Raw genomic sequence first — 25,846 nt, 5'->3', positions numbered from 1 at the left:
AGACTATTCGGCTCGCCACGCGCCAATTGCGTCAAGTGGCGTCTGCATGATGGCGTCAAACTCACGCCATTGTGCGAGCAGCGCGGCATCAAACGAATAAACGGCGCCGATGCCACTAGGCAGGACGACGGAGCGCAGGCATCGTCCGTCTGGTTCGGGGGCAATCGGCGCCAAGCACTTTGCGGCGAACGGCGCGGGGGACAGCGGGTCGTACCAGACCGTCTCGTCTGCAAAACCGCTTTGCCTATCGAGTGGTTTGCCCACAAGGCCCGGTATCCCCGAAACGACCTCTGGCTGGAACTGGTGAAGGTAGACGGTGTCGAGCAGGACGCTGCTTGCGCGCATCCGGCTTTGCGGTAGCAGCGTCACATCGACACTGCGGCCGTCTCCAAGCGGCACAATCAGATCAATCTGACTGCTAAAGCCTGAAGCCATCGTGCCGCCCGTACGGAACCACGATCCTGGGATCGTCAGTTCGCGCCCGCCTATGGTTCGTTCAAGCGCGATGTCCGAGTGACCGTCGCGTTGCTGACCTGCGCTATAGCCGTCGATGGCGTACGCCACGCCTATTGCCATCATGGCTGCCAATACCGCCATTCCCGCCAGATTGAAGCCTACCGACCCGGTCTCGGGCTTGGCAGTGCTTGCGGCAGTAGAGGCGTTCATAGCGTTAACCAAACCTTACTCGGGCGGGTGACAGTCGATTGAACGGCGAATATGCTTAATTTGGCGTTAAGCAATTCAAGTCGAGGCCGGAGACTGGCGTATGAACGAGTTTGTTCTGGCAACATTCATAACCGCTGTCGGGCTTTGCGTGGCTGGGGCAGGAACGCATCTATATCAATGGCTTTTGCGCGAACCGGCGCATCTGCGGTACGATGGAAAGACTGCCGTCAGTTCGCTCGGACACGTCTTCATGAGTTTTGTGTGCGGGCCTTACATCTTGCTGCAGATGGGATGGCAGCAGGAGGACGACGGCACCGTGGCACTCGGTTCGGCGCTGCTCTCCGCGTTTGTGGCTTTCGGCTGGTCATTCATCACCGGCTTGTTCGTGATGAGTTTGTACGTCGCACTGCGCTACTGAGCGGCAAAAATACAATCGGGCCGGCACCGTGAGGTGCCGACCCGATTCTTCAGGCCCCTATCAGGGAAAAGGGTGCGGGGCCCGGAACTTGTCAGTTGCTTGCAGCAACCATGATCTGGCGGTCGTCTATCATGTCGACCCAGCGTGAGGAATCGGCCTGATCCTGACGCTTGATGAATTGGTAGGGCGTGTCGCTCCACAGCTGGATCAGCCCTTCCTGATTATCGAGCACGAGGTCGCCGCGGTCGGTCTTGACGAGAAGCACCGCGTGGCCCTCACCATCGAGTTCCCGGACAACGGTCACCAATAGTGTGCTGGCGGGCCAGCCGGCATCTATCAAGGCGCGGCGCTTGGCGAGAACGAAGTCCTCACAATCTCCGTAGCCGTTGGGGTAGGTCCAGAACTCTTCTACACCGTAGAGCTCGCGGTCCGAGATCGGGATAATTGTATCGTTGAAGTGCGCATTGACCTGAAGCAGCGTTTCCCAACGCGGCTGGTCAAGCTCGACATAGACGACTTGGTGCTGGTTCGGTCCGCACTCGGTCTTCCGTGTCTTGCAGAATTCAGCGTGCCCAACCGGGGTGCTTGCCTGGCCCTCGACAACCTGGATGAACGCCGCATCGACGACTTGCGCATTTGCAGCCCCTGCCATCGCAAGAGTGATCGCTCCGGCGGTTGCGAGGCTCGCGACTAGTTTGAGAACGCTCTGCATTGTGTGGTCTCCCTGATGGGAACCACGCTAGGCAGTCGGAATTGGCACGGTCCGAAAAAGGCCGCGGAGTTTTTAGATGTGTTTTATGGAGTAGCGAAAGCTTTTGCTAACCACGCACGCTCAGTTCAGCCGCAGGTTTTGCTGAACGACAGAGATCATCTGCTGGGCAGAGATGAACTCCACTGCGACGCCGTTCTGGAAGTGACGCACGACGCGTGCGCGCATCCGACCGAGGGTGAGTGGCGTTCCCATCGCCGGGCGGACATCGATCTCGATCGCGGCGCCGGAGAGCGAGATGTCGATAATCTTGCAGTTGTAGCGCCGGCCATCGTCGAGCACTGCTGACGAATGCCTATTATCGGGAACCACACGATCGTGCCGGCGGTCTTCGGGAAGGTTCAAAAGCCCCTTGTTGGCTATCCATGTCAGCTGGGCAGCCATCTTGTCGCGCTTGCGAGGCGAGGCGGTGACGCTCATGATGAACCCGCCATCGATCTGCTCGAGGATCTCGCCCTCGATACGGCCCATATTATCGAGGTAGGCAATAACCCGTTCACCAATTTCGCCGGGAACAGGTGCGACGACGACAGCGTCGCCAGGTGACATTTCAAGAATCTGGCAGGGGTACTCGCGACGACTGGCGAGCATGTATCGCCCCAGCACAGAAACCTGCACCCGCTGAAAACGGCCTTTTTCCAGCACGATTCCAGCGTTCCGCAAGGTCTGTGGGGGCGAGAGATCGTCGCTAAGCATCAACCCGGGTCCGCAATAGGCAGTGAAGTATTCTCCAGATCCTAAAGCGCCTTGGTTAATGTAAGGTAAGATAGCGGCAGTCTTTCTAAAGCGTATTTGACCGCTCTTTTCTGCCTACTGACGGCCCCCATCGATCACCGAAAGATGGGCGTATCTGCGCGCGGAGCGTCCAAAGACCTGGGACGGAATGGCGCTCATACCGGGGACAGAGTAGGGCGGTTCCCCCGAAACGTTAGCGGCCACATCAACGTCGCTGCCAAGATCGGACGTGATGTCATCGGGCCAGATCAGCCGCAGACCGGTGATCCGCTGTTCGAGAATCGGTTGGACGCCGAGCCAGTACGGCTCATCGAGCGCGGTGGTGGCGCCGAGAATGCGCGCATGGGTGCTGCCGTTATGGCGCAGCGGGAGCAGAATGGTCTCGAACTGCGTGCGGGTGTTCACTGCCGTCGTGCCCTGGAATGTAACGAGGGCGACGGCATGGTCTTCCGTCACTGCACGCACGAGCGTGTCCATCGCATCCGCATCGCGCTCGTCCCATAGCTTCGTGAAAGAGCGCCCCTTCAACTCACGACAATAGGCCGTGCACAGATGTGATCCGGCAAGCCGAAAGGAGTAGCCCGTCGTCTCTTCAGCCTCAAGGATGAAGGTGTAGGCGAGGGCCTCCCGGATAGCGGTCGGGTCGATATCCCGGCGTTCCGGTGCGCTGCGTGCTCCGCGCAGCAGGTTCCAGTATTGATAGAGAGTCTTGGAGCTCGTTTTTTGCATGCTTCTCTCGCCAGAATCGTGCGAGCCATCCCCCAGTGGATGCTCCCGTTGCCGAAATCGACACTGGCAAATGCGGGCCTGAAAATCGCCCTTAAAGAATGGTTAAGGTTAACGCGGCCGCTCGAATGTGGAAAAGCTGTCCTGATCTGAGGCGGCGCAAGGGAAAGTCGGCAGTGCATGAGTGATCAGAACGATGATGGCGGAGACCCGAGCGAATCTGGGCCTCAGCCGGTATTTCTGTTGCCCGGTGTCGTCACCGCGCTCGCTGGTTTGCTGGTGGCGATTCACCTTGCGGCAACCTTTGTTCTTAACTCTGACAGCTACCTGACCTTCCTGCAGCTCTTCGCGTATCTGCCTGTGCGGATCCCGGTCGCTCTGGCTGAGGACCCGACCTACGCGCTGCCTTTGCTGTGGACACCAATCACCCACGCGCTCTTGCACGATGGCTGGGAACACCTGCTGGTGAACACCGCTTGGCTCGCTATCTTTGCGACCCCTGTGGCGCGCCGGTATGGAGCGTCCTCAACGCTTCTGGTGTTCTTCGCATCGGCAGTAGCGGGGGCCGCTGCGTTCACGATAACGAATCTCAATGAGCCGGCATTTCTGATCGGCGCCTCGGGCGGGGTTTCGGGGCTGACCGGTGCCGCCGTACGCTTCATCTTTCAGCCGGTGTTGATCGGGCGCGACGAGGAAACCGGACAGCGGGTTGTCCTCGGTCGCCGGTTGCTGTCACTTGGTGGCATTCTGCAGGAGCCGCGCGCGCGGGCTTTCACACTTATCTGGATCGGCCTCAATGCGGCGGTGCCGCTGCTGCCGGCGGTATTCGGGATCTCGGGGATCCAGATCGCGTGGGAAGCCCATCTTGGCGGCTTCATCGCCGGTCTTTTGCTGGCAGGCTGGCTGGAGCGCGGTCAGTAAACTTTGTTCGGGTCGAAAATCTGCGGCATGCCGGTGTCCTCCAGCACGGCGTTTCCATCAACGAGCAGCGCGCGCCGGTAGAAGCAGGATTTGCGCCCGGTGTGGCAGGCCGCGCCACGGCCGGTCTGTTCCACTGTCATGACCATCGCGTCCTGATCGCAATCCGTGCGCAGTTCCACGAGGCGCTGTAGTTCTCCCGAGCTTTCGCCCTTCTTCCACAGCTTCGAGCGAGAGCGGGACCAGTAGTGCGCGAAGCCCGTCTCAAGCGTCAGTGCCAGCGCATCCGCATTCATGTGCGCGAGCATCAGCACTTCGTTTGTACCATGCTCCACCGTGACGACCGTGACGAGGCCGTTGGCATCGAAACGCGGCGCAAATGTACTGCCGTGTTCGAGCCGTTCGTGGTCGAGGGTTTCGGGCTTGGCGAAGGTCATGCTCATTGGGTGCTCTTAGACTCTACCTGAGGCGGAGACCAGCATTGTCTCACGCGCTCGTGCGCGAAAGCTCGGCATCTTCGTGATGCACCGCTCGTTCTGCAAGTAGGCAACCGGCGGATGAACATGGCCAGCACGCGAGAAGACCCGTCCGTTGTGACGGATGGACGTCTGGAAGGGCTCGATGCGGCCCGCGCACTAGCGTTGGTCGGAATGCTCTGCGTGCACTTCGGTCCCGAAGATGCTCCTGGAATCATAGGTGCCGCGTACGGCGTCTTCCATGGCCGGGCCTCGATACTATTTGCCGTTGTGGCGGGGTTCGGAATGGCGCTGCTGGCCGGAAGCAGCCTTGGAATCAGAGCGGCCCGATATCGTTTGTTGAGCTTTGCCATCGTCTTGCTGCCGCTCGGGCTGGCGCTGCAAGCGCTCGATCATGGGATTGCGGTCATTCTTCAGCACTACGCGCTGTTCTTCGTGCTTGGTGCATTGGTGCTGGCGCTACCCGGTCTCGCGCTCATCGTATCCGGCGCCCTGGCAGGCGTTCTCGGCCCAATTGCGTACCTGGCGTGTCGGGCTGCATGGCCTGATCTTGTCGATCGCGGTAGTGTCGCGTGGGGCAATTCTCCGACCGGCATCCTTTTGGGACTGCTCCTTTCCGGGCCTTATCCGTTGCTGACATGGGCGGCACCGATTCTGGTAGGAATCGGCGCTGGAAAGCTCGCTGCATCTGGCCGGGGTATGGCTCCGTCGTTCGTTGTTGGCGGGCTGATGCTTGCTGCGCTTTCGATTGGGGCTGCTCATGCATTTGCTGAAGTTTGGGGTGCACCCACCTCGGACGCAGATTGGCGCAATCTGCTGATCGTAACAGCGCATTCGCAAATGCCACTGTGGATCGCGCAATCGACATCTATAGCTGTCGCAGTGGTTGGAATGATGCTGCTGATGGGGAACAGGCCAACTTCGGTGATCCGGCAAGCTGTGGCGAGGCTCGCGCTGCTTGGTCGCTATGTCTTGAGCGTTTACGTGGCGCATCTCTTGGCGCTGGCGCTCTGGCGTGACGCCCTAATGCAAGACCGGGTGGCGGATGCGTTGCTGAGCGTTACCGGCTTTTCAGTTGCTGCCTCGATCTGCATCTGGTTGTGGCGCAAACAGGGATTTACCCGCGGGCCCGTGGAGATGCTCGTGCATATTCCGTGGTCGATAACGCGAGAGATACTGGCGCGCAGGGCATCGAAGCACCGGCGCCCTGCCTGTCTGCGCTAGCTGCTCAGCGCCGTCCGATCAGTGCATAGAACCGGTCGCGTTCTTCGCGATCTTCGGCGAAGACCCCCGTGAACCGATGCGTGATAGTGGCAACATCGTGCGCCCGAACTCCGCGCATGGTCATGCACATATGCTCGGCCTCCAGCATCACTGCGGCGCCACGCGGATTCAGGTTTTCATTCAGAGCGTCGATGATCTGCGCCGTCATGTTTTCCTGAGTCTGCAAGCGTCGGCCAAAGACCTCCACCAGCCGCGCCAGCTTCGATAATCCCACGACCCCATCATGCGGCAGATAGGCGATGTGCGCCTTGCCGACGAAGGGCACCATGTGGTGCTCGCAGTGCGAATGAAACGGAATATCGCGCATCAGAACGATATCGTCATAACCGCCGACATCGCGGAACGTGCGCTTCAAAATTTCACTGGCGTCCTGGCTGTAGCCGGCAAAGAACTCACCAAATGCCTTGGTTACCCGGGCAGGGGTTTCCAGCAGTCCCTCACGCTCTGGATCGTCACCCGCCCATGCAATTAGAGTGCGAACGGCTTCCTCCGCTTGTTCGCGCGTGGGGCGGGGCGCATCGCGGCGCTCGAGGCGGGAGGCCTCGCTGGACTTCATTTGGGCATCCATGGAAAACTCCTTGCAGGCGCGACATCAGTACGGGCGCCCAACACAGCCGGATCAGATTGAGCCCTGTGATCCGGCGTTTCGTGCACTTATATAGGCCCTTGCCGCAGTCTCTCAAGAAACAGCGTTGCAGGTAATGGAACTAAGCGATCTTTATTCCCAGGCCATCCTCGATATTGCAGGAAATCCGCCCTCGGCCCCGCGCCTCGTGTCGCCGGACGCAAGCGCGCGCAAGGTGAGCCGCATCTGCGGATCCCGGATCGAGGTCGACATATCCGTGCGCGACGGAATTGTAGTCGCCTACGGCCATGAAGTATCGGCCTGCGCTCTCGGGCAGACTTCGGCAGCGATCGTCGCGCGTGAGATTGTCGGCAGTTCCGTCGCGGAGGTTCTCGAGACCCGGCAGAGCATGCACGACATGCTGAAAGCCAGTGGCGATCCGCCAGCCGGCAAGTGGTCCGATCTGAAATATCTCGAGCCTGTTCGGGACTATCCGCAGCGGCATGTTTCGACACTCCTGGTGTTCGATGCTCTTGCCTCAGCTCTCGAGAAACTCGAGTCGAAACCGGAACTTGCGGCAAGAACCTGATGCAGAGAATCGTCTCCTGGTTCTTGCGGGCCGTTGATCTGCCGTTCAAGCTTTCGGCCTATGGCCTGATCACAGTCTATCGGTACACGCTGTCGGCCTTCATGGGTCGAACCTGTCGGCACATGCCGACATGTTCCGAATTTACCCGCGATGCCATCTGGCGGCACGGATTTTGGCCTGGCGGTTGGATGGGGCTGGCGCGAATTGTTCGATGCCGGCCGGGTGGCACAGACGGATACGATCCCGTTCCCGAGGACACACCAGCGCACAGTCACTGGTATGCGCCCTGGACCTATGGCCGGTGGCGCTGAGCGGGCTGGCATCTGCGACAAACCGTGCTAGACAACGCCGGCGCGGCAGCTGCGCGCGCTTATCGAATTTCTTTCTGGAGATAGGACTATGATCAAGGTGACATTCCCCGATGGGGCTGTACGCGAATTTGCGGCCGGCACCACCGGCACCGCGATCGTTGAGGGCATCTCCAAGAGCCTTGCCAAGAAGACGGTCGCGATGCGCTGGAACGGCGTGTTGAGCGATCTTGCCGATCCGCTTGAGGCGGACGGAAAGCTGGAGTTCGTGACCCGCGACAGCGGCTCGAAGGACATTCTGGAGCTGATCCGTCACGACAGCGCCCACGTGCTGGCCGAAGCCGTTCAGGAATTGTGGCCCGACACGCAGGTGACCATCGGTCCGGTGATCGAGAACGGCTTCTATTATGACTTCAAACGCGAGACTCCGTTTAGCGAAGATGACTTCCCTGCCATCGAAAAAAAGATGGCTGAAATCATCGATCGCGGCGCAGCCTTCACCAAGGAGGTCTGGAGCCGCGAGGAAGCCAAGCAGGTTTTTGCGGCCAAGGGCGAGAGCTTCAAAGTCGAGTTGATTGACGCCATTCCGGCCGATCAGGACGTAAAGATCTACAAGCAGGGCCAGTGGTTCGACTTGTGCCGCGGCCCCCACATGCGCTCGACACGCGATGTCGGTCCGGCCTTCAAGCTGACCAAGGTGGCCGGCGCCTACTGGCGTGGCGACAGCAATAATCCAGTGCTCAGCCGCATCTATGGTACGGCCTTCCCGAGCAAGGCTGAACTCGAAGCCTACCTGACAATGGTGGAAGAGGCTGAAAAGCGCGACCACCGCAAGATCGGGCAGGAGATGGACCTTTACCATTTCCAGTCCGAGGCTCAGGGGAGCGTCTTCTGGCATCCAAAGGGTTACGTCCTATACAACCAGATGGAAGCCTATATCCGACGCCGCCTGAACAGCTCGGGCTATCAGGAAGTGAAGACGCCACAGCTCATGAACTCGAAGTTCTGGGAGCAGTCGGGACACTGGGGCAAATACCGCGAGAACATGTTCGTGGTGCCCGACGAGGTGCCGGGTGTCGACGAGGAAGGGCCCGTGCTCTCCGGCGAAGGCGAGCTGATGGCACTCAAGCCGATGAACTGTCCGGCGCACGTGCAGATCTTCAACCAGGGAATCAAGTCATACCGCGATCTCCCGCTGCGTATGGCTGAATTCGGCTGCTGCCATCGCAATGAGGCGCATGGTGCTCTGCACGGATTGATGCGCGTACGTCAGATGACCCAGGACGACGCTCATATCTTCTGCCGCGAGGATCAGATCCAGAGCGAGACCGAGCATTTCGTTCATCTGCTCTATTCGGTCTATGGCGACATGGGCTTTGAGGATGTGGTGATCAAGCTGGCGACGCGCCCCGAAAAATATGGCGGCACCATCGAGCGCTGGAATGCTGCCGAAAAGGCTTTGGGCGATGCCCTGCTGGCCACCGGCTATGAATTCGAGATCGCGGAAGGCGAGGGGGCATTCTATGCGCCCAAGCTCGAATTCCACCTCAAGGATGCGATCGGACGCAGCTGGCAGGTCGGCACACTGCAACTCGACTACGTGCTGCCGGAACGGCTCGACGCCACTTACGTAGCTGAGGATGGCAGCCGGAAATATGCAGTGATGCTGCACCGCGCGATCCTCGGATCGCTCGAACGCTTCATCGGCATGTTGATCGAGAACTATGCCGGCAGGATGCCTATGTGGCTGGCGCCGACCCAGGTGGTCGTCGCCACCATCGTGTCGGAGGCCGATGCGTACGCTCAAGGGCTTGTCGACACGCTGCGCGCTGCGGGCATTCGTGCCGATCTCGATACCCGCAACGAAAAGATCAACTACAAGGTGCGCGAGCACTCGGTTGGCAAGGTGCCGCTGATCTTTGTTGCCGGGCGGCGCGAAGCCGAAGAAGGCACCGTTTCGGTGCGTCGACTGGGGACGCAGGGGCAAACCGTCATGCCCTTTACCGAAGCGCTCGACAGCCTCGTCAGCGAAGCTTTGCCGCCGGACCTTGCACGCCAAGCCAAGTCCGCAGCAGCCTGATCTTTTCGCCGGCCGCCTCGGGCGGCCGGCATCTCGAGAAGTGTGAAATGACCCGTCCGTCAAACCGTGAATTGAAGGTGCTGAGCCACCTCGGCGAAGTAAACGCGTTGGGTCCTGACGACTTCAAGGACGTCGGGGACAAGGTGTTCTCGGGCATGCTCAAGAAAAACTGGATCGTCGCCGATTCAAAGACGCCCGGCGTTTATCGGGCGACCGAAAAGGGACTGACGGTGCACGCTGAAGAAATCGTCTACAAGGGACGCTGGAAGCGCTAGGAGAGGGCATGCCCGAGCTCATCCAGGTGACATCGTCGATCGCCATCGATCCCAGCGAAATCGAAGAAAGTTTCATTCGTGCCTCTGGGCCCGGCGGGCAGAATGTCAACAAGGTGTCGAGCGCGGTACAGGTGCGCTTCGACCTGATGAACTCGCCATCATTGCCGGAGGCCGTAAAGAAGCGTGTCGCGGCAATTGCCGGCAGTCGCCTGACCAAGGACGGTGTGCTGATCCTGACGGTCAACAATTACCGGTCGCAGGCGCAGAACCGTGAGGCGGCACAAGCTCGGCTCGTCCAGCTGCTGCGCGAAGGCACAATTGTCCAGAAAAGGCGCGTCGCCACGCGCCCGACGCTCGCGTCAAAGCGGCGGCGGCTGGAAGGCAAGAGTGTCCGCAGCAACATCAAGAAGATGCGGCGAGGCCCAAGTATCGAGGACTAGTGCGTGTCCGGTACGCCTGCCAGGGCGTAAAGGGTGATGGCAGCCGCGTTCGACACGTTCAGCGATTTAATCGGCCCCGGCATGTCGAGACGCACCACCGCATCACAGAGAGCCCTGGTACGCTGGCGCAGCCCCTTGCTCTCGGCGCCCAGCACGATGGCAAGCGGCTTGCCGCCGGTCCTCGGGGCAAGGGGGGCATCCGCCTCCGAATCGAGGCCAATCACCTCCATGCCACGCCCTTTGAGCTGTTCGAGCGTATCTCCAAGGTTGCGCACTTCGACCATCGGCACCTGATCGAGAGCACCCGAGGCTGATTTCGCCATCACCCCGGTTTCGCGCGGTGAATGACGCGCCGTGGTGATGACTGCGTCTGCACCAAAGGCACAGGCAGTGCGCAGGATCGCGCCGACATTATGCGGGTCGGTGATCTGGTCGAGCACGACGACAAGCCGCGGCTGGGCAACCTCTTCCAGCTGGAAGCGTGTGACCGGATCCACCTCAAGCGCAACGCCCTGGTGCACAGCCTCGCCCCCCAGAAGGCGATCTAGGTCGCGCGGGGTTGTTTGCTGCGGCTCGAGGCCGGCCAGATCGCCCGTCTCCTGAAGCCGGGACAGCGCATTGGGTGTGGCCAGGAGCGCCTTGCGCACACGCAGCGGATTATCCAGCGCCGCCCGCACTGTGTGCAGACCGTATAGATAGACTGGCCCGAGATCCGGGTCGTGGCGTTGTTTCGGGGGGAACTTGTTGCGGCTCATGGCGTCCCCTAGCGCCTTTGCGCTGCGCCGACAAGCTATTGTGGTACAAACCGGTTTAGGGGTGTTGACACTGCCGGCTCAGCCAACCATAAAGCCGCCCGACGCGAACGTTACTTCGCTGTCACATCGCTCACGCTCGGTGCCGAGATGTGGAGGGGTGGGAGAGTGGTTAAATCCATCAGACTGTAAATCTGACGCCTATGGCTACACTGGTTCGAATCCAGTCCCCTCCACCACCGCGCGAGAGCAAAACCCCCGGAAATCCTTGAGAAACGCTGCCGGCTCGTCGGCGCCCTAGCTTTCGGGCCTTAGCACTACATCCGCGCGATATACGGAAGCCCTCAAAACCTGAGGCTTTCGGTCGATACTTTGCTTCGACCGCCATAAAACTGCTTCGCAATCTTGAGATTGTTTCGATGGAGTGCGCGGTAAGGCTCATGAAGCGCAAGCACGCCACGATCGAGCCAAGGCTGGATAAAGCTCTCAACCGGGGCTGACAGGAAGTCCTCGTCATTCGCCCGATCAAGCAGCTTGACGTTGTAGTCCAGCATCGCGGCAATGAATTCGTTCGTGTAGCCACCGCCGTCAATGACCTCAAAACGTCCGTGGCATGGGTAAACGGTTTTCGCACCCAAGCCTAAAAGCTCTCGGTAGGTTTCAAGCTGGATCGGCAGTTCACTGGTCATTGCCGGGGCGTTGAACGGGACCGTGTCTTCGCAAGCGTCGCCTGCCAGAAGGATCTGGTCTTGCGGTAGGTATGCTACCAGATGTCCAATCTGATGAACGAAGGTCTCGATCAGGTCAATCCGTATATCATCGAGGTAAAGCGTCATGCGGCCGTCGAACGTGCGGTTCGGCAGAATAACCTCTTCCACTCCCGGATAGTACGGGTCTCCGGACATCGCCCAGATTTCCCCCGTACGGAACATCTCTGCGTTCGCTTCGAGCTTCAGGCGGGTCTTGCTTGTGCTGATGATATCGCGATTTTTGTAGAGGAAGTTGCCGGCGATATGGTCGCAATCCCAGTGCGAGTTGATGACCGATACGTGTTTCACGCCCATCTGTTCGAGATAGGCATCGATCCAGATTATGTGCTCCCTGTAGAGCATGGTGTCGAAGATGATGGCCTTTTCGCCGCGATGCAGGACGTAGCAGCACAGCCCAAGCTGCATGTCGATATTGGTATGCAGCCAGGCTGGATACTCTGCGATTTCGCGTCCATCGTAAAAGCAGATGAGATAGTCGTTCATGTGCGAGACGCGCATGTCCGGCGTGAATGGTTGCCGGTCGATGGTGGGGTCCTGGGCCACGCGCGTGATTTCAACAGTGTCCATCGCTTCAAACCTCGGCTCGCTGGCGGAGAAGGGCGGCTGCCGCAGCAGCCACCCGGTTTTTAGTCGGCCCAGCGCACGGAGCCGTAGTCGATATTGCCGGGCGCATAGGCAGCGCGCAGGTCAAAGTCGACAAGGCCTTCCGGATGCACCACCACATCATCCACCTCGACCAGCGGAATGAAGAGGCCGTTCTCGATGTAGAGTCGGCTTGCTTCTTCATAGAGCGCGTCGCGCTCGGCGATATCTGTCAGCGTCCCGGCTTCAGCAACCAGTGCGTCCGCCTCGGGAAGGCCGCGACCGTAGAAGTTGATCGGCGCGTTCTCGGTAAAGAAGATGGCCGCCTGGTTTTCAGGATGGAGCGCGTCCGGTGTGAGTTTGCCGATATACATGTCGGGGCCGTCCGGGTTGTCCCTGAGCCCAAAAGCGGCGCCAGAGGGCAGGATGGTGACGGTCGCGTCGATGCCGATTGCCGCCAATTCCGCAACCATCAGATCGCCTACTCGTCCTAGAGCATTGGCTTCCTCGGTGCTGATTCCGATAGTGAGCGAAATCGGCCCTTCATCGGCAACGGTCTGTTTGGCGGCGTCCTCGTCTGTCGGAAAACTCAGCGGCGTTTCAGGATCGAGCATGATTGTTGGGTAGAGTGACTTGGCAGGATGCCCGTATGCGCCAAACGCATCCTCAACCCAGCCTTCCGGATTGATGGCGGTGAGGAATGCTTCTCGAATTTCAGGATCGGTGAGTGGCGAGTCGGGTTTGATGAAGCCGATAATCAACGACGTGCTCTTCGCCGTGGTAATTTCGAGCCCCGGGGGTAACGCCGCAAGTTGCGCCCAAGGATAGTTGCTTGGCACTGCATCAACTTCCTGGGTCTGAAGGCTCAGTACCTGCTGGCTGACCTCTGGCATGAGGGGAAGTTCGATGGTGTCGAAAAAGGCCGGATCGCCATAATAGTCGTTGTAGCGTTCCAGCACATATCCCTGGCCACGATCAAAGCTGGCGAGTTGATACGGGCCGGTGCCCACGGCATTCGTATCGAGCCATTCGGCAGCATTGTCTTCGCCAGAATGTTCTGAAAGGGCCGTGGGGCTGATGACCTTCGGTCCCCAAGGGCTCGCGAGACTGTCGAGAAAAGACGGCTGCGGCATGCCGAGGGTCAGCTCGACGGTGTCCTCGTCGGTGGCCTCGATCTCTTCGAGATTCCACAGGAAATAGGAGAGGATCAGGTCGCTTTCCTTGCGCCGCTGAAATGAGGCGACCACGGCCTCAGCATCGACGGGGGTGCCGTCATGAAACGTCGCTCCGTTCACCAGGTCGAACGTATAGACCAGGCCGTCGTCTGAAACATCCCAGTCGGTCGCCAGCCGTCCGCGTATATCGGCGCTGCCGGGGACATATTCCACCAGGCCTTCATAGACATTGTTGATGGCGGCGAGGCCGTCCATCTCGAAAGCGTTGTCGGGATCGAATGAGTCAAAATCAGTCGCTATCGGTAGCCTCAGCACTTCCTGCGCCGCAGAGGGCATCGCGCTGGCCGCAACGGCCCCTAAGGCCACCACGGCCGAAAGTACGCAGCGAAGATAGCGTTGCCGGTATCCCGGCAGTCTTTGAATTGTCATAGGTTGCTCCCTGTCTAACAGGGGATTGACGAAGACCATCCGCGCCAATCCCACTGGCTACGAGGTCTCCCGGGCTTTTGTCCCGCCGTGCATCCAATGGACAGCCGCCCACCGGTGGCAGCTCTCGGACCAGCCATGCAGTACGTGCACCGGAACCCTAGCCACCACTCTCGGAGAAGAGTTTTGCAAGTTGCGTGCCAGAGTGCCGAAGTTCGCAAAGTGTTGTAATTATTGAATTTTAGTCTGGAGAACTGTATACTTAAGTGGTATAAATGCTTGTTTTATGATCGGCCTTGGTGCATGTGCTTAGAAATTAGGCGGAAAGGCTTGCGCGTTACCTAAAGTGCGATGCGCGGATCAGCCAGCGATTGGGCGATTTCAACCAGCATTGTCACGGTAATGTAGAACGCGCCGAACACCAAAGCGACGCCAAGCACCGCTGGCAGGTCGGAGGTGGCGAAGGATTGCACAGTATAGAGGCCGAGGCCGGGCCAGGCGAAAACTCGCTCGACAATCAACAGATTGCCGAACAACAGACCCACCTGCAGGCCCAGCATCGCCAGTGGTGCCGAAGCGGCATTGCGTAGGCCATGGCGCAGGAAGATGCCGCTGGCGCTCAGGCCCTTGCCACGTGCCGTACGGATATAGGGCTGACGCATCACATCGATCAGCGACGAGTTCAGAGAGCGTCCGACCGACACGGCAATAGGCACCGACAACGCGAGGGCTGGGAGGGCCAGATGACGAAGTGCCGACAGGCTGATGTCTGGTCGTCCAAGTAACAGCCCGTCAAGCACGAAAAAGCCGGTTGGTCCGCTGAAACGCCGGATATCGAGCCGGCCATTGCCTGGAAACCAGCCGAGCTTGAACCAGAGGAAATATGCCAGCAGGAGCGCGCTCAAGAAAATTGGCACGGATCCAAGGCCGAGCATCAGAACCCTGATGCCGTCAGAACGCCGAACGATCGACTGCAGGAAAGCGAAAGCAAAGGCAAGAAGACTGCCAAGGAGCATCGCCGCGATGATCAGTTCGAGCGAGGCCGGGCCATAGCGCAAGACGTCAGCCGCAATCGGTTGGCGCGTGCGGACCGAAGTGCCAAGATCGCCTTCTGCGAGCCTCATGACGAAATTGCCGTACTGGACCAAAAGCGGATCGTTGAGCCCCATGTCCTCGCGCAGTTTTTGGATGGTTTCTTCTGGCGCCGAGGGCCCGGCCATCGCCCGTGCCGGGTCAGCCGGTATGATGCTTTGCAGGCAAAAGACAATGAAGCTCATGACCATGAGGACCACCACCAGTCCGAGCAGGCGCTTGAGCAGATAAACAGCCATGGTCACGCTCCCCGCAAAGCTGCGCGCAAGCCGTCGCCAGCGAGGTTGGCGCAGACAGACAGCACAAAGATCGCAACCGCCGGCAGAATCGGCAGCCACCAATAGACCGTCAGACTGCCGATTGAGCGTGCGGTCATTGCACCAAGTTCAGGCGCGGGCGCGGGCAGGCCCAGCCCGAGGAAGGACATCAGCGACAGGGTCAGGATTATGTTGGCGACATCAAGGGTCGAGGCGACGAGGAGCGTCGGCACAGCACCGGGCAAGAGGTAGCGCAGCATCAGCCGCGGGCCACTGACCCCGGACATTCTTGCTGCCTCTACGTGCGGCCGGCTGCGAATGCGCCGAACCTCGTCTCGCGACATACGGGCGTACCAGGGCCACCAGAAGATAGTGATGGCGATCATGGTGTTTATAAGGCCTGGACCTAGCGCAAATGGCGATAAGTGTCGACGGGAGAACGAGAAACAGTTCGACAATACGCTGCAGCAAGGCATCGACCCAACCGCCCATCATGCCGGCGAAGACACCGACGGTGCTGCCGATAACAAGAGCAATGCCGATGATGGCGAGGCTCGGAAGCCAGGTGTAGCGGACGCCGAGCAAGACGCGCGAGAACAGGTCGCGCCCGATTTCATCGGTGCCGAAGAGGTGCTCAAGGCTCGGCGGCAAATAGGCATCGGCCACCCGAAGCATCGGATCAAACGGTGCCAGAAGTGGCCCGAAAATCGAAATGATGGTGATCAGTAGGACGCCCAAAAGGCCGATGCGCTCGACCCAGCCGACCCTGCGCAACCAGGACCATCGCTTTGAAACCATTGAGATTTGTGGTGCGTGAGAGACCGACATCCTCATGCCCCCTTGATTGATGCGCCAATGCGCGGGACGGCGCTGACGAGGCTTTTGGTGTAAGTGTGAGCAGGCGCGGAAATGATCTGATCCGGCTCGCCGATCTCGACGAGATTGCCCTTGTCGAGAACCGCAATGCGGTCGGCAATCAGGCGCGCCGCCGCGAGATCATGGGTGACGAAGAGCATGCCCATATTCATCTGGCGCCGTAGCGTGCCCAGCAGGTTAAGTGTCTGGGCGGCAAGCGAAACGTCCATTGCGCTGATGGGTTCGTCGCACAGCAGAAGCCGTGGCGGGACCACAACCGCGCGAGCGACGGTGACGCGCTGGCACTGGCCGCCGGAGAGTTCGGCGGGCAGGGCGGAAGACAGTGCCGGGTCGATGCCGACAAGCTCGAGCGCCTCGGCAATGCGGGCGTTCTGCTCTGCCTTTGGGAGGCGAAGCGGGCGCAAGCGATCGCGAATTTGTTCACCGATGGTGAGCCAAGGTGTTAACGCGGCGCTAGCATCCTGAAACACGACCTGGGGCAGATCACCGCCGGGCCAGGATACGTCACCTTCATCGGGCGTGACGAGGCCGGCGGCGATCCGCAACAGCGTCGATTTGCCGGAGCCGCTTTCGCCGACGAGGGCGACGCATTCGCCGAGCCTGATCTTTAGATTGATGCCAGAGAGCACCTCGGTTCGGGTGCGCTTGCCGGAGGCAAAGCTCTTGCGGATTGCAAACAGTTCGAGCGCATCGACCTCGCCGGGCGAAGCGTGCGGCCATGCAGGCGTTTCGCGGCGGCTCGAGAGCAATTCGGGGACACGATCTGAATTGAAGCAGGCTACAAGACGGTTCTCGCCCCGCTTGGCGAAGTCAGGCCGGCGCTGTGTACATATGGATGTGGCGAGCGGACAGCGTGCCGCGTAGTTGCACTGTGCGCCCTCGAGCTTTTCGCTGCCGGCCTCGGCGGAGAGTGTCGCCAGCTGCCGGTCGCGATCCGAGGTCAGGTCAAAGCGCGCCGAAAGAAGCCCGGCTGCATAGGGGTGAGCCGGGGCGTCCACCACGGATTGGGTATCGCCCAGTTCCATGATGCGGCCGCCGAACAGCACCATGACACGATCCGAGAGTTGCGACGCGACTGCCAGATCGTGGGTGATGAAGAGGATGGCGGTATCCTGTTCGCGGGCCAGATCGGCGAGAAGCTTGAGGATCTGCGCCTGTACCGTCACATCGAGCGCGGTGGTCGGCTCGTCGGCAATCAGCACTCGCGGCTTTGCTGCCATGCTCATGGCAATCAGAACCCGCTGGCGTTGCCCGCCGGAGAGCCTATGCGGCAGGTCTGCGGCAATACGCTGAGGGTCGGGCAGCCCGACACGCTCCAACCACTCAAGCGCTTCGGTCCTTTCGATGCCGGATTCCTGCATCTGCCGGCCGATGGTCATCGTAGGGTTGAGGGCACCCATCGGGTCTTGCGGCACTGAGCGGATCAGGCTGCGCCGCACCTGACGCAGCGCTGCGGGCTTGGCGCCGACAACCTCCTGGCCGGAAATGCGGATGCTGCCATTGATCTCAGGCAGACTCTCTGCCGGTAGCAAGCCCTGAAGCGCCAAGCCTATTGTCGACTTGCCCGAGCCGCTTTCGCCGACCAGCGCCACCACTTCGCCTGCCGTGAGCCGGAGATCGATGCCGTCCAGCACTGTACTGGCGCGCCCGTCGCGGCTGAGCCGAACGTGGAGCCCGTGTATGGAAAGTGCCTCCTCACACATAGTAATCCGGGGCCAGTTTGATCTTGCGGACCAGAACCGGATCATGCGTGAGGAACATCTCGCCGTCGGTTCGCTGGTGCAGATCATTGATGCGGTGGATGGAAGCGATGGCTTCTTCGTCGTTGGTGGCCGAACCCGGAAGTATCTCTTGCGTGAAGTTCTCGATCCAGTCGCCGACATCGGCGGTGAGGATGGTTTTACCTTTGGACGGCAGATCAATGACCAGCGACTGATGGCCGGGGGTGTGCCCCGGGGTGAAGATCGCGTCGATGCCGGGCATGAGCTGCTGATCGCCATCGATCACAGTCCAGTTGAGGCCCGGCAGATCGTAGTCTTCGGGGAAGTACGCGACCTTTGGCTCGTCGGAGAACGCGTAGTCGTATTCGCGCTTCTGGATGATGATCTCTGCTTGCGGCATCCGCTTGATATGGCCGCTATGGTCGGCGTGAAGATGCGACAGGATGAGGATCGAGATATCCTCAAAGCCGATGCCGATCTGGCGAAGCTGCTCTTCCATTTCGTGCACAGGCTCAACCACCGGCGGTGGGAACCAGCCATCGCGCGAAAAGTACTTCTCGACCTGTGCGGGGTCGGTGAGGTGGTGGCTGTCGAGACCGGCATCGAACAGCACCCAACCGGCTTCGGTATCCAGCAGGTAGGTGCAGATCGGCACCGAGACGATGAACCGCGGATTCGCACCGCGCAGAGAAACGGTTATCGGCAGGATTTCATAGCCGCATAACAACACGAACAGGCGCCTGACAGAGGTCATGCTGCACCTCCTGTGCCTGCTCGCGATTCAGAATTGGTGTTTATCAAAGGCACTACGCGTTTCCCTCTCACTTGAGGGACCAGCGAGAGTCGACGCTCGCCAATCCCTTGGCCAACGAGGTCTCCCGGGCTTTTATCCCGCCGTGCATCTGACCGATGTCGTTCGGCCAGTGGTCGCTCTCGGACCTGCCGCGCAAAAGCGCCGGAACCCTAGCGACCAACTCAAAGAAAATTATGCAAACGGTGTGCCAGCGCGCAGAAACGGCGATTAGCGCGCTTTTCGGCGAAAGTACGGAAATAGCGATGCGCGGAAAGTGGGCAGTGCCGATTTATTAGGCTGCAGCAGCGGTGCTTTGCGCTGTGGCGAGCGGCGCTGCACTCAGCCGTAACTGCCTGCTTGAATATCACACGGCGAGCATGAACCGTTCCCGCGAGCGGGCAATGTGTCGGCGCATCGCGGCTTCGGCATCTTCGGGCGCGCGCCGCTTGAGAGCGTCAAGAATTTCCTCGTGCTCTGTATTCGCGGTCGCGGTCGCCAGCGTATGGTAGAACAGCCGGAACAGGTGAACGTGGATGTAAAGTCTCGCCAGCGCTTCCTGGATCAGCTCGTTGCCGCTGCCATCGGCAATCTTGTCGTGAAATGCTGAATCCTTGCGGGCGAAGCGACTATAGGCGGCGCGTGGGTCTTCATTCTCATCGGTGTGAAGCATCATGTCCGCAGCCAGAGTCTCCAAGTCGTTCAGCGCTTCATCGCTCATATTGGTAGCCGCCATGGCTGCAGCGTGGGGCTCGAGCAAGAGCCGAAGCTCGTAGAGTTGTTCGAGCCGTTTCCTGTCAATTTGGTTGGTTGCGCTATAGCCGACGAGATGTGTTTTGGTCACGAGCCCCTGGGCTTCCAGCCGTGAAAGCGCCTCGCGGATCGGTGTCTGCGAGACGCCGAGCTCACGCACTAGGCTATCGACTGAAATGCGCGCCCCAGGCGGTATCTGCAGGGTCATCAACTGAGCGTAGATGGCGTTGTAGACCTCTTCGCCCAGACGTGGCGGCCTCTGTATCAAGCTGCCGGTCTCCGGCTTTGCGCGTATCGTCATGATCAGCCTCGTTGACACCGAACGGATAGCACCCTAGCGTCCAGCCAACAATGGGATATCCGATCGGATCTGATCTAGTGCCGGTACTCAAACAGAGTGAGATCGAGCAGGTGGTGTTGGCTCTGCTGGCCGGCGCAGGCGTTCCACGCGACCAGTCTCGCCTGCAGTGCGATCTGCTTGTCGACGCAGAGATGCGTGGGTTGCCTTCACACGGTCTCTTGCGGTTGCCGCGCATAATCGAACGCATCGCGAATGGCGTCACGGATCCGAACGCGCGCGGAGATTGCGACTGGGTTTCGCCCGCCTTTCTGAGGGTCGACGGAAAAAGAGGCCTCGGCCCGGTGGTTGCGCTAAACGCACTCGATGCGGCAATGCCGCGAGCGCGGGAGATGGGAACGGCGGTCGTATCCATCGCCAACTCAAACCATATCGGCAGCCTTGGTTTTTACGCGGAGTGCGTGGCGAACGCGGGCCAATCCGTCATCGCGTTCTCGACAAGCGAAGCGCTGGTCCACCCGTGGGGCGGGCGTAGAGCTTTGATCGGTACCAACCCGATCGCCATCGGCGTGCCCGGCGCCCCGGAGCCGTTCGTGATGGACACCGCCACGAGTGTCGTCTCGATGGGCAAAATTCACGATCACGCGGCCCGCGGTGAAGCGATACCGGCCGGGTGGGCGCTCGATGCCGATGGCGTGGTTACCGAAGATGCGGAGCGGGCCAAGCAAGGGGCGATAGCGCCTGTCGGGGGCGCGAAAGGCTACGCTCTCGGTCTTGCGTTCGAACTGCTGGTTTCCGGTCTTGCAGGCGCCAGCATTGGCCGGGATGTCAAGGGAACGCTGGACTCGACCGAGGTTGCGAACAAGGCCGACCTGTTCATTCTGATCGACCAGCCACTGGCAGCGTTCGACGCCTATCTCGATGAGCTGAGAAATTCCCCGCCGGCAGACGGTTTTTCGGGGGTCCGTATCCCGGGGGAGCGAGGCCGCGCGCTACGGGCGGAGCGTCGGCAGGGCGGCGTACCCGTCGATGAAGGGCTATGGGCGCAGTTGCTGCGCCTGCAACAGGAAGTGGTTTAGATTGATGTTTGGTGTCGCCAGATCACCCAGAAATGTCGTGTTCGGGGCAGGGCAGAGATTCTCTGTCGGCAAGAGTGCGGCTGCGCTCGGTAGCAGGCTTCTGGTCGTGACGGATGCACGACTGGAAGCCGACCAGGAATTTGCCAAACTGATGGATGTGATACGTTCGACGGGCGTGGCGTTTTCCGTTTATGCCGGTGTCGAGCCGGAACTTCCCGCTGCATCGCTGGTCGGCGGGGTGAGCGCGGGCAAGGTGCTCGGCGCCGAAATGGTGCTTGGGATCGGCGGCGGCAGTTGCATTGATGCCGCCAAGGCCATTGCTCTGCTCCTCGCGCATGGCGATCCGCTCTCATCGTATTATGGCGAGTTCAAGGTTCCGGGGCCGACGCTGCCAGTCATCGCCATGCCGACGACCTCAGGCACTGGCTCGGAGGTCACCCCGGTCGCGGTGGTGGCGGATGCTGATCGCGCCCTGAAGGTCGGCATCGCAAGTCCGCACCTCATTCCACACACCGCCATATGCGATCCGGAGCTGACCTATACCTGTCCGCCGGGTTTGACTGCCATCTCCGGTGCCGACGCGTTGGTGCATGCCATCGAAGCCTTCACTACGGCGCGGCGTGCCCCTGACCACGGCACCGTGCACGAGCACGTCTTTATCGGGAAGAATGAGATCAGCGATCTCAACGCGCTCGCTGCAATCGGGTATATCGGGGCCAGTCTCGAGCAGGCCTACGCGAATCCCAAGGACGAGACCGCCCGCGCCCGCATGATGTTCGGATCACTTCTGGCGGGACAGGCGTTCGGGGTGGCGGGAACGTCGGTGTGTCACGCGGCGCAATACCCAATCGGTGTCTTGACTCATACGCCGCACGGACTCGGCGTTGCCGCCATGTTGCCATATGCACTGGCGTTTAATCGGCCGAATGCGGGGCCGGACATCGTTCGCGTCGGCAGGGCGCTCGGCGTTGAGGTTTTCGAAGAGAGCGAGGATGCAACGGTTGAGTCCACAATACGACACATCGAGCAGCTACTGGAGAGAATCGGCGTTCCGCAATCTCTCGAAGCGCTGGGGCTGGCGGCGTCCGACCTCGACTGGGTCGCAGAACATGCGATGCTTTCGACCCGGCTGGTGAAGAACAATCCCAGGCCGATCGACCAGCAGTCGATGCGCTCCCTAATCGGGGCCGCACATGCCGGAGACCGCCACATGCTCAGCACGTCTTCCACACACTCGCAGGCCGTTTGAAATCATGAACAAATTCAGCCCAATTCCGGAAATCTCATTCGATCCCTCCCAGTTGCCGACCGATCTTTTCATCGGCGGCGCCTGGCGCCCCGGGCAAGGCGGCGCGCGGATCGACGTTCTCGATCCATCGACCGGCAAGGTCATCGCTGCGGTTGCCGATGCCACGGTCGAAGACGCGATGGATGCAGTTTCAGCGGCCTCGGATGCGATGCCCGGTTGGGCGGCGACTGCACCGCGCCAGCGCTCTGAAATCCTCAGACGCTGTTTTGAGCTGATGATCGAGCGGCAGGACATGCTGGCTGAACTGATTTCGCTCGAGAACGGGAAGTCGCTCTCAGATGCCAAGGGGGAAGTCGCCTATGCCGCCGAGTTTTTCCGGTGGTTTGCCGAAGAGGCCGTACGGCTGAACGGCGAACTTTATCGGGCGCCTGGCGGCAACAACAACATCATCGTGCGGTACCAGCCGATCGGTGTTTCCGTGCTGGTGACGCCATGGAATTTTCCGGCAGCAATGGCGACGCGCAAGATTGCGCCGGCCTTGGCTGCAGGATGCACGGTTGTGCTGAAACCTGCTACGGAGACGCCGCTCACCGCCTACGCGCTCGCGGATATCTACCGCGAGGCGGGGGTGCCGGACGGTGTCGTCAATGTCTACACGTCCTCGAAGTCCGGTGCGACGGTGAGTGCCATGCTGCACGATCCACGCGTGCGCAAATTGTCGTTCACCGGATCCACCGAAGTTGGTCGCAAGCTGCTGCGCGAGGCGGCCGATACGGTCGTGTCGTGCTCAATGGAACTCGGCGGCAACGCGCCCTTCGTCGTGTTCGACGATGCAGACCTTGAAGCGGCACTCGACGGCGCAATGATTGCAAAGATGCGCAATGGCGGTGAGGCGTGTACGGCCGCCAATCGCTTCTATGTGCAGCGCGGCGTTGCTCAAACGTTCGCCGATGGTCTGGCAAAGCGGATGGGAAGTCTGAAGGTCGGCAAGGGCTATGTTGCGTCAACACAATGCGGACCGCTGATCAACCCGGATGCAGTGGAGAGGATCGGGAGCCTGGTTGAGGAAGCTCTCAAGAAGGGCGCGACGGTGCTAACGGGCGGAGAGGCACAAGCCGGGGAAGGCTTTTACTTTCCGCCAACGGTTCTTTCGCAGGTGGATGCCGATGCACGCATCATGAATGAAGAGATTTTTGGCCCCGTCGCGCCGGTTGCCATCTTCGATAGCGAAGACGAAGCGGTGAGGATGGCGAACGCCACGGAATATGGCCTGATGGGCTATGTCTACACCAAGGATTTGGGGAAGGGCCTGCGTGTCTCGGAACAGATCGAGGCGGGCATGATTGGTCTCAATCGCGGGCTTGTCTCCGACCCGGCAGCGCCATTCGGCGGCGTCAAGCAATCGGGGCTTGGCCGTGAGGGCTCGCATCACGGCATTCTCGAGTTCTGCGAGGCGAAGTACATCGCTGCCGAGTGGTAGGCGCGTTAGTTCTGCCGCGGTTCAGCGGCAGCTTGCCTCTGGAAGTCGGCACCGATCTCGAAATGCTGCATCAATAGTCTGTCCGCGGCCTCCTCGTCGCGGGCTACCACTGCAGCCAAGAGATCTCGGTGATGCTCGACAAGGTAGGCATCGATACCGTGCAGGTTGATGATGCGCTCGCGCCGCTCGAAGTGCGAGCGCTTGAGGAGAATCGCAATCGCCGCATGGAGGCTGGCGAGCGTCGGTGCATGCGCCGCCGCTATCAGGGCGTCGTGAAACGCAAAGTCTGCATCGCCGCCGACTTCCGGGTCTCTCACGGTTTCCTCGATTCGCTGCAGGGCATGGCGCAATGCTGCGATATCGGCAGGTGTGGCGCGTAGGCATGCAAGGCGGATCGCCTGCCGTTCGATTGCTATACGGGCCTCCATGACGTCTTCCACCACCTCTGCCTGCTGCGCCAGCATCATGGTGAAGAGATCGCCCAATTCAGCGAACCCGGGCTGACGCACCACGCTCCCATATCCGTGGCGGATCTCAAGAACACCGATTGCGGCAAGGGCGCGGAGAACCTCGCGTATGACAGGGCGGCTGACGCCGAGTTGGGCGGCAAGTTCTCTTTCCGGGAGCAATCGGTCCCCGGCCTTGAGCTGACCGGACAACAACTGATCGCGCACAAAAGCGAAGACCTTGTCGTAGCCCTTCGCTTCCGGCTCTTCCTGTCGCGTCAGCGCAGCGGCCATAGTTCGTTCCTTAAAATTCCTGTCCCGCACATGACCGTCGTTCGGACTGCTGTCAACGCAGCGCAGGGCAGAAGCCCTTGCACAAGTGGTAATACCACGGTAAGACTACTTGGCAAAGGGGAGGACGCCGAATGAGCGAGACGCTGCAGCACACGGGCATTGAGATCCCTCGCCGCAAGGCGATCGGCCTTGCATCGGACCATGCGGGATTTCCGATGAAGGGGTTCATTCGCGATCTGTTGGCGCAGCATTGCGACGAGGTGATTGCGCTCGGCGCGACGTCTGAAGAGCCAGTTGATTTTCCGGATGTAACGCGTGCGGCGATCGATCTCATTTTGACTGAGAAGGTCGATCGGGTCGTGCTGGTTTGCGGCACCGGAGCCGGCGCCTGCATCGCGGCAAACAAGATCTCAGGGATTCGCGCGGCTGTGGCTCACGACACCTACGTGGCGCGTCAGTGCGTCGAGCATGACAACGTCAATGTTCTTTGTATTGGCGCCTGGATTGTCGGTCAGCAAATCGCCGCTGACGTGACGCGAGCGTTCCTGGCTGCCGAGTTCAGTTCCGAACCGCAATTCCGCCGCCGCGTCGAGAAACTGGCCGAGATGGACCGGGCACGCGGCAGTTGAACATAACTGATCTGAAAGGGAGGGGTCTCATGGACGCCAGCAAGCGCAAGGAAATACTCGACACCGTCGCCAAGTTGCGGGTGACAGACATTCGTGACGGCATGGATTGGGTTGGTCTGCACCATGTCGGTACGGTGGATCCGGAAATCCGGCCACTATACCGCACCAAGTCCGCCGGGTTTGCCCAAACCTACAAGCATATCCCGACGCAGATCCGCGTGCCGGAGCTCTCACCCGAGGATTATACCAAGTGGGCCTATGAGTACTGGTACGGCCAGCTCTGGAACATGGGTGATTTCCGTGAGCAGGTCGGCGAGGGTGATTTTCTGGTCATCGATACGCTCGGTCAGAAAACTCCGGCGGTCGGCTCGATGGATTCGATGGTGTGGGCCGCCAAGGGGGTGAAAGGTGTGCTCACCAATGGTGGTGCTCGCGATACCGATGAGCAGCTCTACCAAAAGGCAATGCCGTGCTGGCACCGCTGGGTCGTCCAGCCCATGTATCAGGGGCGCGTGGAATTCGGTGAGCCGAACTCAACGGTTGAGATCGGCGGCGCCACGGTGCGTCCGGGTGATCTCGTGGTTGCTGATGGCGATGGCGCGATCGTCGTGCCGCAGGACGTGATCGACGACGTCATCTACTACGCCAAGCAGGAATCCGAGAACGACCGGTATGATCGTGCGATGCTGTTCGAAGCCCTCGGGATCGAGCCGGATGAATCGACCCAATCGATGTTCCCGGACATGCCGCCGCATCCCTATAAGAAGAAGCGGGAAGACTTCATGAAGCGGCTCGGGAAGTCGTAGTCGTCCATCTCGCTAGAGTATTTTAGCGCAAGAGATAGAGCGGTCTGGCCTACATGGCCGGGCCGCTTCTCTCAGCAAAAAAAGGGGCGCCAAGGCGCCCCTCATCGTCGGGTCATGACGCT

At 60.3% G+C, this 25,846-nt stretch carries 29 protein-coding genes, 1 tRNA gene and 2 riboswitches; of the genes, 15 read left to right on the top strand and 15 right to left on the bottom strand.

Going from position 1 to position 25,846, the window contains the following annotated elements:
• Positions 1 to 3: 3 nt before the first annotated feature.
• The gene (locus tag IE127_RS02960; RefSeq protein WP_189423207.1) at positions 4 to 666 is read right to left on the bottom strand and encodes a hypothetical protein; all 663 of its coding nucleotides are present in this window, start codon (positions 664 to 666) and stop codon (positions 4 to 6) included.
• Positions 667 to 766: 100 nt separating this feature from the next.
• Between IE127_RS02960 and IE127_RS02955 the strand changes: the two genes are divergently transcribed.
• Positions 767 to 1,084, top strand: coding sequence for a DUF6949 family protein (locus tag IE127_RS02955; RefSeq protein WP_189423204.1), 318 nt, complete (start codon positions 767 to 769; stop codon positions 1,082 to 1,084).
• A gap of 91 nt (positions 1,085 to 1,175) precedes the next feature.
• Here the strand turns inward: IE127_RS02955 and IE127_RS02950 are convergent, their stop codons facing one another.
• The 3 genes from IE127_RS02950 to IE127_RS02940 form a co-directional block, all read right to left on the bottom strand.
• The gene (locus tag IE127_RS02950; RefSeq protein WP_189423201.1) at positions 1,176 to 1,796 is read right to left on the bottom strand and encodes a transglutaminase-like cysteine peptidase; all 621 of its coding nucleotides are present in this window, start codon (positions 1,794 to 1,796) and stop codon (positions 1,176 to 1,178) included.
• A 120-nt stretch (positions 1,797 to 1,916) separates the two neighbouring features.
• Positions 1,917 to 2,549, bottom strand: coding sequence for a PilZ domain-containing protein (locus IE127_RS02945; RefSeq protein ID WP_189423198.1), 633 nt, complete (start codon positions 2,547 to 2,549; stop codon positions 1,917 to 1,919).
• Between the two features lie 114 nt (positions 2,550 to 2,663).
• Positions 2,664 to 3,317, bottom strand: a complete 654-nt coding sequence (locus IE127_RS02940; RefSeq protein WP_189423170.1) for a PAS domain-containing protein — start codon at positions 3,315 to 3,317, stop codon at positions 2,664 to 2,666.
• Positions 3,318 to 3,494: 177 nt separating this feature from the next.
• Here IE127_RS02940 and IE127_RS02935 point away from each other — a divergent pair, with 177 nt between their 5' ends.
• Positions 3,495 to 4,235 carry a rhomboid family intramembrane serine protease gene (locus IE127_RS02935; protein ID WP_189423168.1) on the top strand — a complete coding sequence of 247 codons (741 nt, stop codon included), beginning with the start codon at positions 3,495 to 3,497 and terminating at the stop codon, positions 4,233 to 4,235.
• Here the strand turns inward: IE127_RS02935 and hisI are convergent.
• Positions 4,229 to 4,675 carry a phosphoribosyl-AMP cyclohydrolase gene (gene hisI, locus IE127_RS02930; protein ID WP_189423166.1) on the bottom strand — a complete coding sequence of 149 codons (447 nt, stop codon included), beginning with the start codon at positions 4,673 to 4,675 and terminating at the stop codon, positions 4,229 to 4,231. The two genes, IE127_RS02935 and hisI, sit on opposite strands and share 7 nt — an antisense overlap.
• 120 nt (positions 4,676 to 4,795) lie before the next feature.
• On the opposite strand from hisI, the gene IE127_RS02925 reads away from it, so the two are divergent.
• Positions 4,796 to 5,932: a DUF418 domain-containing protein gene (locus IE127_RS02925; RefSeq protein WP_189423164.1), complete on the top strand. Its 1,137-nt coding sequence runs from the start codon at positions 4,796 to 4,798 to the stop codon at positions 5,930 to 5,932.
• A 4-nt stretch (positions 5,933 to 5,936) separates the two neighbouring features.
• On the opposite strand, the gene folE is transcribed toward IE127_RS02925, so the two are convergent.
• Positions 5,937 to 6,560 carry a GTP cyclohydrolase I FolE gene (gene folE, locus IE127_RS02920; RefSeq protein ID WP_189423162.1) on the bottom strand — a complete coding sequence of 208 codons (624 nt, stop codon included), beginning with the start codon at positions 6,558 to 6,560 and terminating at the stop codon, positions 5,937 to 5,939.
• Positions 6,561 to 6,693: 133 nt separating this feature from the next.
• Between folE and IE127_RS02915 the strand changes: the two genes are divergently transcribed.
• From IE127_RS02915 to arfB, 5 genes are all read left to right on the top strand, one after another.
• On the top strand, positions 6,694 to 7,146 hold the full coding sequence (locus tag IE127_RS02915) for an iron-sulfur cluster assembly scaffold protein (protein ID WP_189424654.1): 453 nt from the start codon (positions 6,694 to 6,696) through the stop codon (positions 7,144 to 7,146).
• The gene (gene yidD, locus IE127_RS02910) at positions 7,146 to 7,457 is read left to right on the top strand and encodes a membrane protein insertion efficiency factor YidD (protein ID WP_189423160.1); all 312 of its coding nucleotides are present in this window, start codon (positions 7,146 to 7,148) and stop codon (positions 7,455 to 7,457) included. Before IE127_RS02915 ends, yidD begins: the two co-directional genes overlap by 1 nt.
• A gap of 88 nt (positions 7,458 to 7,545) precedes the next feature.
• The gene (thrS, locus tag IE127_RS02905) at positions 7,546 to 9,534 is read left to right on the top strand and encodes a threonine--tRNA ligase (protein WP_189423158.1); all 1,989 of its coding nucleotides are present in this window, start codon (positions 7,546 to 7,548) and stop codon (positions 9,532 to 9,534) included.
• 47 nt (positions 9,535 to 9,581) lie between these two features.
• Complete coding sequence (locus tag IE127_RS02900) at positions 9,582 to 9,809, top strand: hypothetical protein (RefSeq protein ID WP_189423156.1); 228 nt, start codon at positions 9,582 to 9,584, stop codon at positions 9,807 to 9,809.
• Positions 9,810 to 9,817: 8 nt separating this feature from the next.
• Positions 9,818 to 10,249 (top strand): alternative ribosome rescue aminoacyl-tRNA hydrolase ArfB, encoded by a 432-nt coding sequence (gene arfB, locus IE127_RS02895; RefSeq protein ID WP_189423154.1) that lies wholly within the window; start codon positions 9,818 to 9,820, stop codon positions 10,247 to 10,249.
• Here the strand turns inward: arfB and rlmB are convergent.
• Positions 10,246 to 11,004, bottom strand: coding sequence for a 23S rRNA (guanosine(2251)-2'-O)-methyltransferase RlmB (gene rlmB / locus IE127_RS02890; RefSeq protein WP_189423152.1), 759 nt, complete (start codon positions 11,002 to 11,004; stop codon positions 10,246 to 10,248). The genes arfB and rlmB overlap by 4 nt on opposite strands.
• 151 nt (positions 11,005 to 11,155) lie before the next feature.
• On the opposite strand from rlmB, the gene IE127_RS02885 reads away from it, so the two are divergent.
• Positions 11,156 to 11,240, top strand: a tRNA-Tyr gene (locus IE127_RS02885).
• A gap of 105 nt (positions 11,241 to 11,345) precedes the next feature.
• Here IE127_RS02885 and IE127_RS02880 read toward each other — a convergent pair.
• The 4 genes from IE127_RS02880 to IE127_RS19675 all read right to left on the bottom strand — a co-directional run bounded on the left by IE127_RS02880 (position 11,346) and on the right by IE127_RS19675 (position 15,647).
• Complete coding sequence (locus IE127_RS02880; protein WP_189423150.1) at positions 11,346 to 12,338, bottom strand: MBL fold metallo-hydrolase; 993 nt, start codon at positions 12,336 to 12,338, stop codon at positions 11,346 to 11,348.
• Positions 12,339 to 12,397: 59 nt separating this feature from the next.
• Positions 12,398 to 13,957: an ABC transporter substrate-binding protein gene (locus IE127_RS02875; RefSeq protein WP_189423148.1), complete on the bottom strand. Its 1,560-nt coding sequence runs from the start codon at positions 13,955 to 13,957 to the stop codon at positions 12,398 to 12,400.
• 64 nt (positions 13,958 to 14,021) lie between these two features.
• A riboswitch (guanidine-I (ykkC/yxkD leader) is annotated at positions 14,022 to 14,129 on the bottom strand.
• 166 nt (positions 14,130 to 14,295) lie between these two features.
• Positions 14,296 to 15,285 (bottom strand): ABC transporter permease, encoded by a 990-nt coding sequence (locus IE127_RS02870; protein WP_189423146.1) that lies wholly within the window; start codon positions 15,283 to 15,285, stop codon positions 14,296 to 14,298.
• Between the two features lie 2 nt (positions 15,286 to 15,287).
• Entirely contained in the window at positions 15,288 to 15,647 is a 360-nt protein-coding gene (locus IE127_RS19675) for an ABC transporter permease (RefSeq protein ID WP_244639983.1), read from the bottom strand.
• A 31-nt stretch (positions 15,648 to 15,678) separates the two neighbouring features.
• On the opposite strand from IE127_RS19675, the gene IE127_RS19670 reads away from it, so the two are divergent.
• A complete protein-coding gene (locus IE127_RS19670) occupies positions 15,679 to 16,032 on the top strand; it encodes a hypothetical protein (protein WP_244639902.1) in 354 nt (117 codons plus the stop codon).
• Between the two features lie 101 nt (positions 16,033 to 16,133).
• On the opposite strand, the gene IE127_RS02860 is transcribed toward IE127_RS19670, so the two are convergent.
• The 3 genes from IE127_RS02860 to IE127_RS02850 form a co-directional block, all read right to left on the bottom strand.
• Positions 16,134 to 17,882 (bottom strand): oligopeptide/dipeptide ABC transporter ATP-binding protein, encoded by a 1,749-nt coding sequence (locus IE127_RS02860; protein WP_189423144.1) that lies wholly within the window; start codon positions 17,880 to 17,882, stop codon positions 16,134 to 16,136.
• Positions 17,875 to 18,654 carry an N-acyl homoserine lactonase family protein gene (locus tag IE127_RS02855; protein ID WP_189423142.1) on the bottom strand — a complete coding sequence of 260 codons (780 nt, stop codon included), beginning with the start codon at positions 18,652 to 18,654 and terminating at the stop codon, positions 17,875 to 17,877. The genes IE127_RS02860 and IE127_RS02855 overlap by 8 nt, the downstream gene beginning before the upstream one ends.
• A 119-nt stretch (positions 18,655 to 18,773) precedes the next feature.
• A riboswitch (guanidine-I (ykkC/yxkD leader) is annotated at positions 18,774 to 18,878 on the bottom strand.
• A gap of 179 nt (positions 18,879 to 19,057) precedes the next feature.
• Positions 19,058 to 19,744 carry a GntR family transcriptional regulator gene (locus IE127_RS02850; RefSeq protein WP_189423140.1) on the bottom strand — a complete coding sequence of 229 codons (687 nt, stop codon included), beginning with the start codon at positions 19,742 to 19,744 and terminating at the stop codon, positions 19,058 to 19,060.
• A 77-nt stretch (positions 19,745 to 19,821) separates the two neighbouring features.
• On the opposite strand from IE127_RS02850, the gene IE127_RS02845 reads away from it, so the two are divergent.
• Genes IE127_RS02845 through IE127_RS02835 form a run of 3 tightly spaced genes read left to right on the top strand, consistent with a single transcriptional unit; the run spans position 19,822 to position 23,549 of the window.
• Positions 19,822 to 20,820 carry an Ldh family oxidoreductase gene (locus tag IE127_RS02845; RefSeq protein ID WP_244639900.1) on the top strand — a complete coding sequence of 333 codons (999 nt, stop codon included), beginning with the start codon at positions 19,822 to 19,824 and terminating at the stop codon, positions 20,818 to 20,820.
• Positions 20,821 to 20,824: 4 nt separating this feature from the next.
• Positions 20,825 to 22,069, top strand: coding sequence for an iron-containing alcohol dehydrogenase (locus tag IE127_RS02840; RefSeq protein WP_189424652.1), 1,245 nt, complete (start codon positions 20,825 to 20,827; stop codon positions 22,067 to 22,069).
• 4 nt (positions 22,070 to 22,073) lie between these two features.
• Positions 22,074 to 23,549, top strand: coding sequence for an NAD-dependent succinate-semialdehyde dehydrogenase (locus tag IE127_RS02835; protein ID WP_189423136.1), 1,476 nt, complete (start codon positions 22,074 to 22,076; stop codon positions 23,547 to 23,549).
• 5 nt (positions 23,550 to 23,554) lie between these two features.
• Here the strand turns inward: IE127_RS02835 and IE127_RS02830 are convergent, their stop codons facing one another.
• Positions 23,555 to 24,289 (bottom strand): FadR/GntR family transcriptional regulator, encoded by a 735-nt coding sequence (locus tag IE127_RS02830; RefSeq protein ID WP_189423134.1) that lies wholly within the window; start codon positions 24,287 to 24,289, stop codon positions 23,555 to 23,557.
• Between the two features lie 131 nt (positions 24,290 to 24,420).
• On the opposite strand from IE127_RS02830, the gene IE127_RS02825 reads away from it, so the two are divergent.
• Both IE127_RS02825 and IE127_RS02820 read left to right on the top strand, forming a co-directional pair.
• Positions 24,421 to 24,918 (top strand): RpiB/LacA/LacB family sugar-phosphate isomerase, encoded by a 498-nt coding sequence (locus IE127_RS02825; RefSeq protein ID WP_189423132.1) that lies wholly within the window; start codon positions 24,421 to 24,423, stop codon positions 24,916 to 24,918.
• Positions 24,919 to 24,947: 29 nt separating this feature from the next.
• Positions 24,948 to 25,724, top strand: a complete 777-nt coding sequence (locus IE127_RS02820; RefSeq protein ID WP_189423112.1) for an RraA family protein — start codon at positions 24,948 to 24,950, stop codon at positions 25,722 to 25,724.
• The last annotated feature ends 122 nt before the right edge of the window (positions 25,725 to 25,846 follow it).

The organism is Devosia pacifica, from assembly GCF_014652635.1.
GTDB classification, from domain to species: domain Bacteria; phylum Pseudomonadota; class Alphaproteobacteria; order Rhizobiales; family Devosiaceae; genus Devosia; species Devosia pacifica.
Note: the sequence above shows the minus strand (reverse complement) of the source record. Positions and strands in the feature narration are given on the sequence as shown.

What these genes read in the sequence shown, in the direction of transcription:
- IE127_RS02960 (WP_189423207.1), bottom strand. Translation starts at nt 666, where the DNA reads ATGAACGCCTCTACTGCCGCAAGCACTGCCAAGCCCGAGACCGGGTCG.
- IE127_RS02955 (WP_189423204.1), top strand. Translation starts at nt 767, where the DNA reads ATGAACGAGTTTGTTCTGGCAACATTCATAACCGCTGTCGGGCTTTGC.
- IE127_RS02950 (WP_189423201.1), bottom strand. Translation starts at nt 1,796, where the DNA reads ATGCAGAGCGTTCTCAAACTAGTCGCGAGCCTCGCAACCGCCGGAGCG.
- IE127_RS02945 (WP_189423198.1), bottom strand. Translation starts at nt 2,549, where the DNA reads ATGCTTAGCGACGATCTCTCGCCCCCACAGACCTTGCGGAACGCTGGA.
- IE127_RS02940 (WP_189423170.1), bottom strand. Translation starts at nt 3,317, where the DNA reads ATGCAAAAAACGAGCTCCAAGACTCTCTATCAATACTGGAACCTGCTG.
- IE127_RS02935 (WP_189423168.1), top strand. Translation starts at nt 3,495, where the DNA reads ATGAGTGATCAGAACGATGATGGCGGAGACCCGAGCGAATCTGGGCCT.
- hisI (WP_189423166.1), bottom strand. Translation starts at nt 4,675, where the DNA reads ATGAGCATGACCTTCGCCAAGCCCGAAACCCTCGACCACGAACGGCTC.
- IE127_RS02925 (WP_189423164.1), top strand. Translation starts at nt 4,796, where the DNA reads ATGGCCAGCACGCGAGAAGACCCGTCCGTTGTGACGGATGGACGTCTG.
- folE (WP_189423162.1), bottom strand. Translation starts at nt 6,560, where the DNA reads ATGGATGCCCAAATGAAGTCCAGCGAGGCCTCCCGCCTCGAGCGCCGC.
- IE127_RS02915 (WP_189424654.1), top strand. Translation starts at nt 6,694, where the DNA reads ATGGAACTAAGCGATCTTTATTCCCAGGCCATCCTCGATATTGCAGGA.
- yidD (WP_189423160.1), top strand. Translation starts at nt 7,146, where the DNA reads ATGCAGAGAATCGTCTCCTGGTTCTTGCGGGCCGTTGATCTGCCGTTC.
- thrS (WP_189423158.1), top strand. Translation starts at nt 7,546, where the DNA reads ATGATCAAGGTGACATTCCCCGATGGGGCTGTACGCGAATTTGCGGCC.
- IE127_RS02900 (WP_189423156.1), top strand. Translation starts at nt 9,582, where the DNA reads ATGACCCGTCCGTCAAACCGTGAATTGAAGGTGCTGAGCCACCTCGGC.
- arfB (WP_189423154.1), top strand. Translation starts at nt 9,818, where the DNA reads ATGCCCGAGCTCATCCAGGTGACATCGTCGATCGCCATCGATCCCAGC.
- rlmB (WP_189423152.1), bottom strand. Translation starts at nt 11,004, where the DNA reads ATGAGCCGCAACAAGTTCCCCCCGAAACAACGCCACGACCCGGATCTC.
- IE127_RS02880 (WP_189423150.1), bottom strand. Translation starts at nt 12,338, where the DNA reads ATGGACACTGTTGAAATCACGCGCGTGGCCCAGGACCCCACCATCGAC.
- IE127_RS02875 (WP_189423148.1), bottom strand. Translation starts at nt 13,957, where the DNA reads ATGACAATTCAAAGACTGCCGGGATACCGGCAACGCTATCTTCGCTGC.
- IE127_RS02870 (WP_189423146.1), bottom strand. Translation starts at nt 15,285, where the DNA reads ATGGCTGTTTATCTGCTCAAGCGCCTGCTCGGACTGGTGGTGGTCCTC.
- IE127_RS19675 (WP_244639983.1), bottom strand. Translation starts at nt 15,647, where the DNA reads ATGTCGCGAGACGAGGTTCGGCGCATTCGCAGCCGGCCGCACGTAGAG.
- IE127_RS19670 (WP_244639902.1), top strand. Translation starts at nt 15,679, where the DNA reads ATGGCGATCATGGTGTTTATAAGGCCTGGACCTAGCGCAAATGGCGAT.
- IE127_RS02860 (WP_189423144.1), bottom strand. Translation starts at nt 17,882, where the DNA reads ATGTGTGAGGAGGCACTTTCCATACACGGGCTCCACGTTCGGCTCAGC.
- IE127_RS02855 (WP_189423142.1), bottom strand. Translation starts at nt 18,654, where the DNA reads ATGACCTCTGTCAGGCGCCTGTTCGTGTTGTTATGCGGCTATGAAATC.
- IE127_RS02850 (WP_189423140.1), bottom strand. Translation starts at nt 19,744, where the DNA reads ATGACGATACGCGCAAAGCCGGAGACCGGCAGCTTGATACAGAGGCCG.
- IE127_RS02840 (WP_189424652.1), top strand. Translation starts at nt 20,825, where the DNA reads ATGTTTGGTGTCGCCAGATCACCCAGAAATGTCGTGTTCGGGGCAGGG.
- IE127_RS02835 (WP_189423136.1), top strand. Translation starts at nt 22,074, where the DNA reads ATGAACAAATTCAGCCCAATTCCGGAAATCTCATTCGATCCCTCCCAG.
- IE127_RS02830 (WP_189423134.1), bottom strand. Translation starts at nt 24,289, where the DNA reads ATGGCCGCTGCGCTGACGCGACAGGAAGAGCCGGAAGCGAAGGGCTAC.
- IE127_RS02825 (WP_189423132.1), top strand. Translation starts at nt 24,421, where the DNA reads ATGAGCGAGACGCTGCAGCACACGGGCATTGAGATCCCTCGCCGCAAG.
- IE127_RS02820 (WP_189423112.1), top strand. Translation starts at nt 24,948, where the DNA reads ATGGACGCCAGCAAGCGCAAGGAAATACTCGACACCGTCGCCAAGTTG.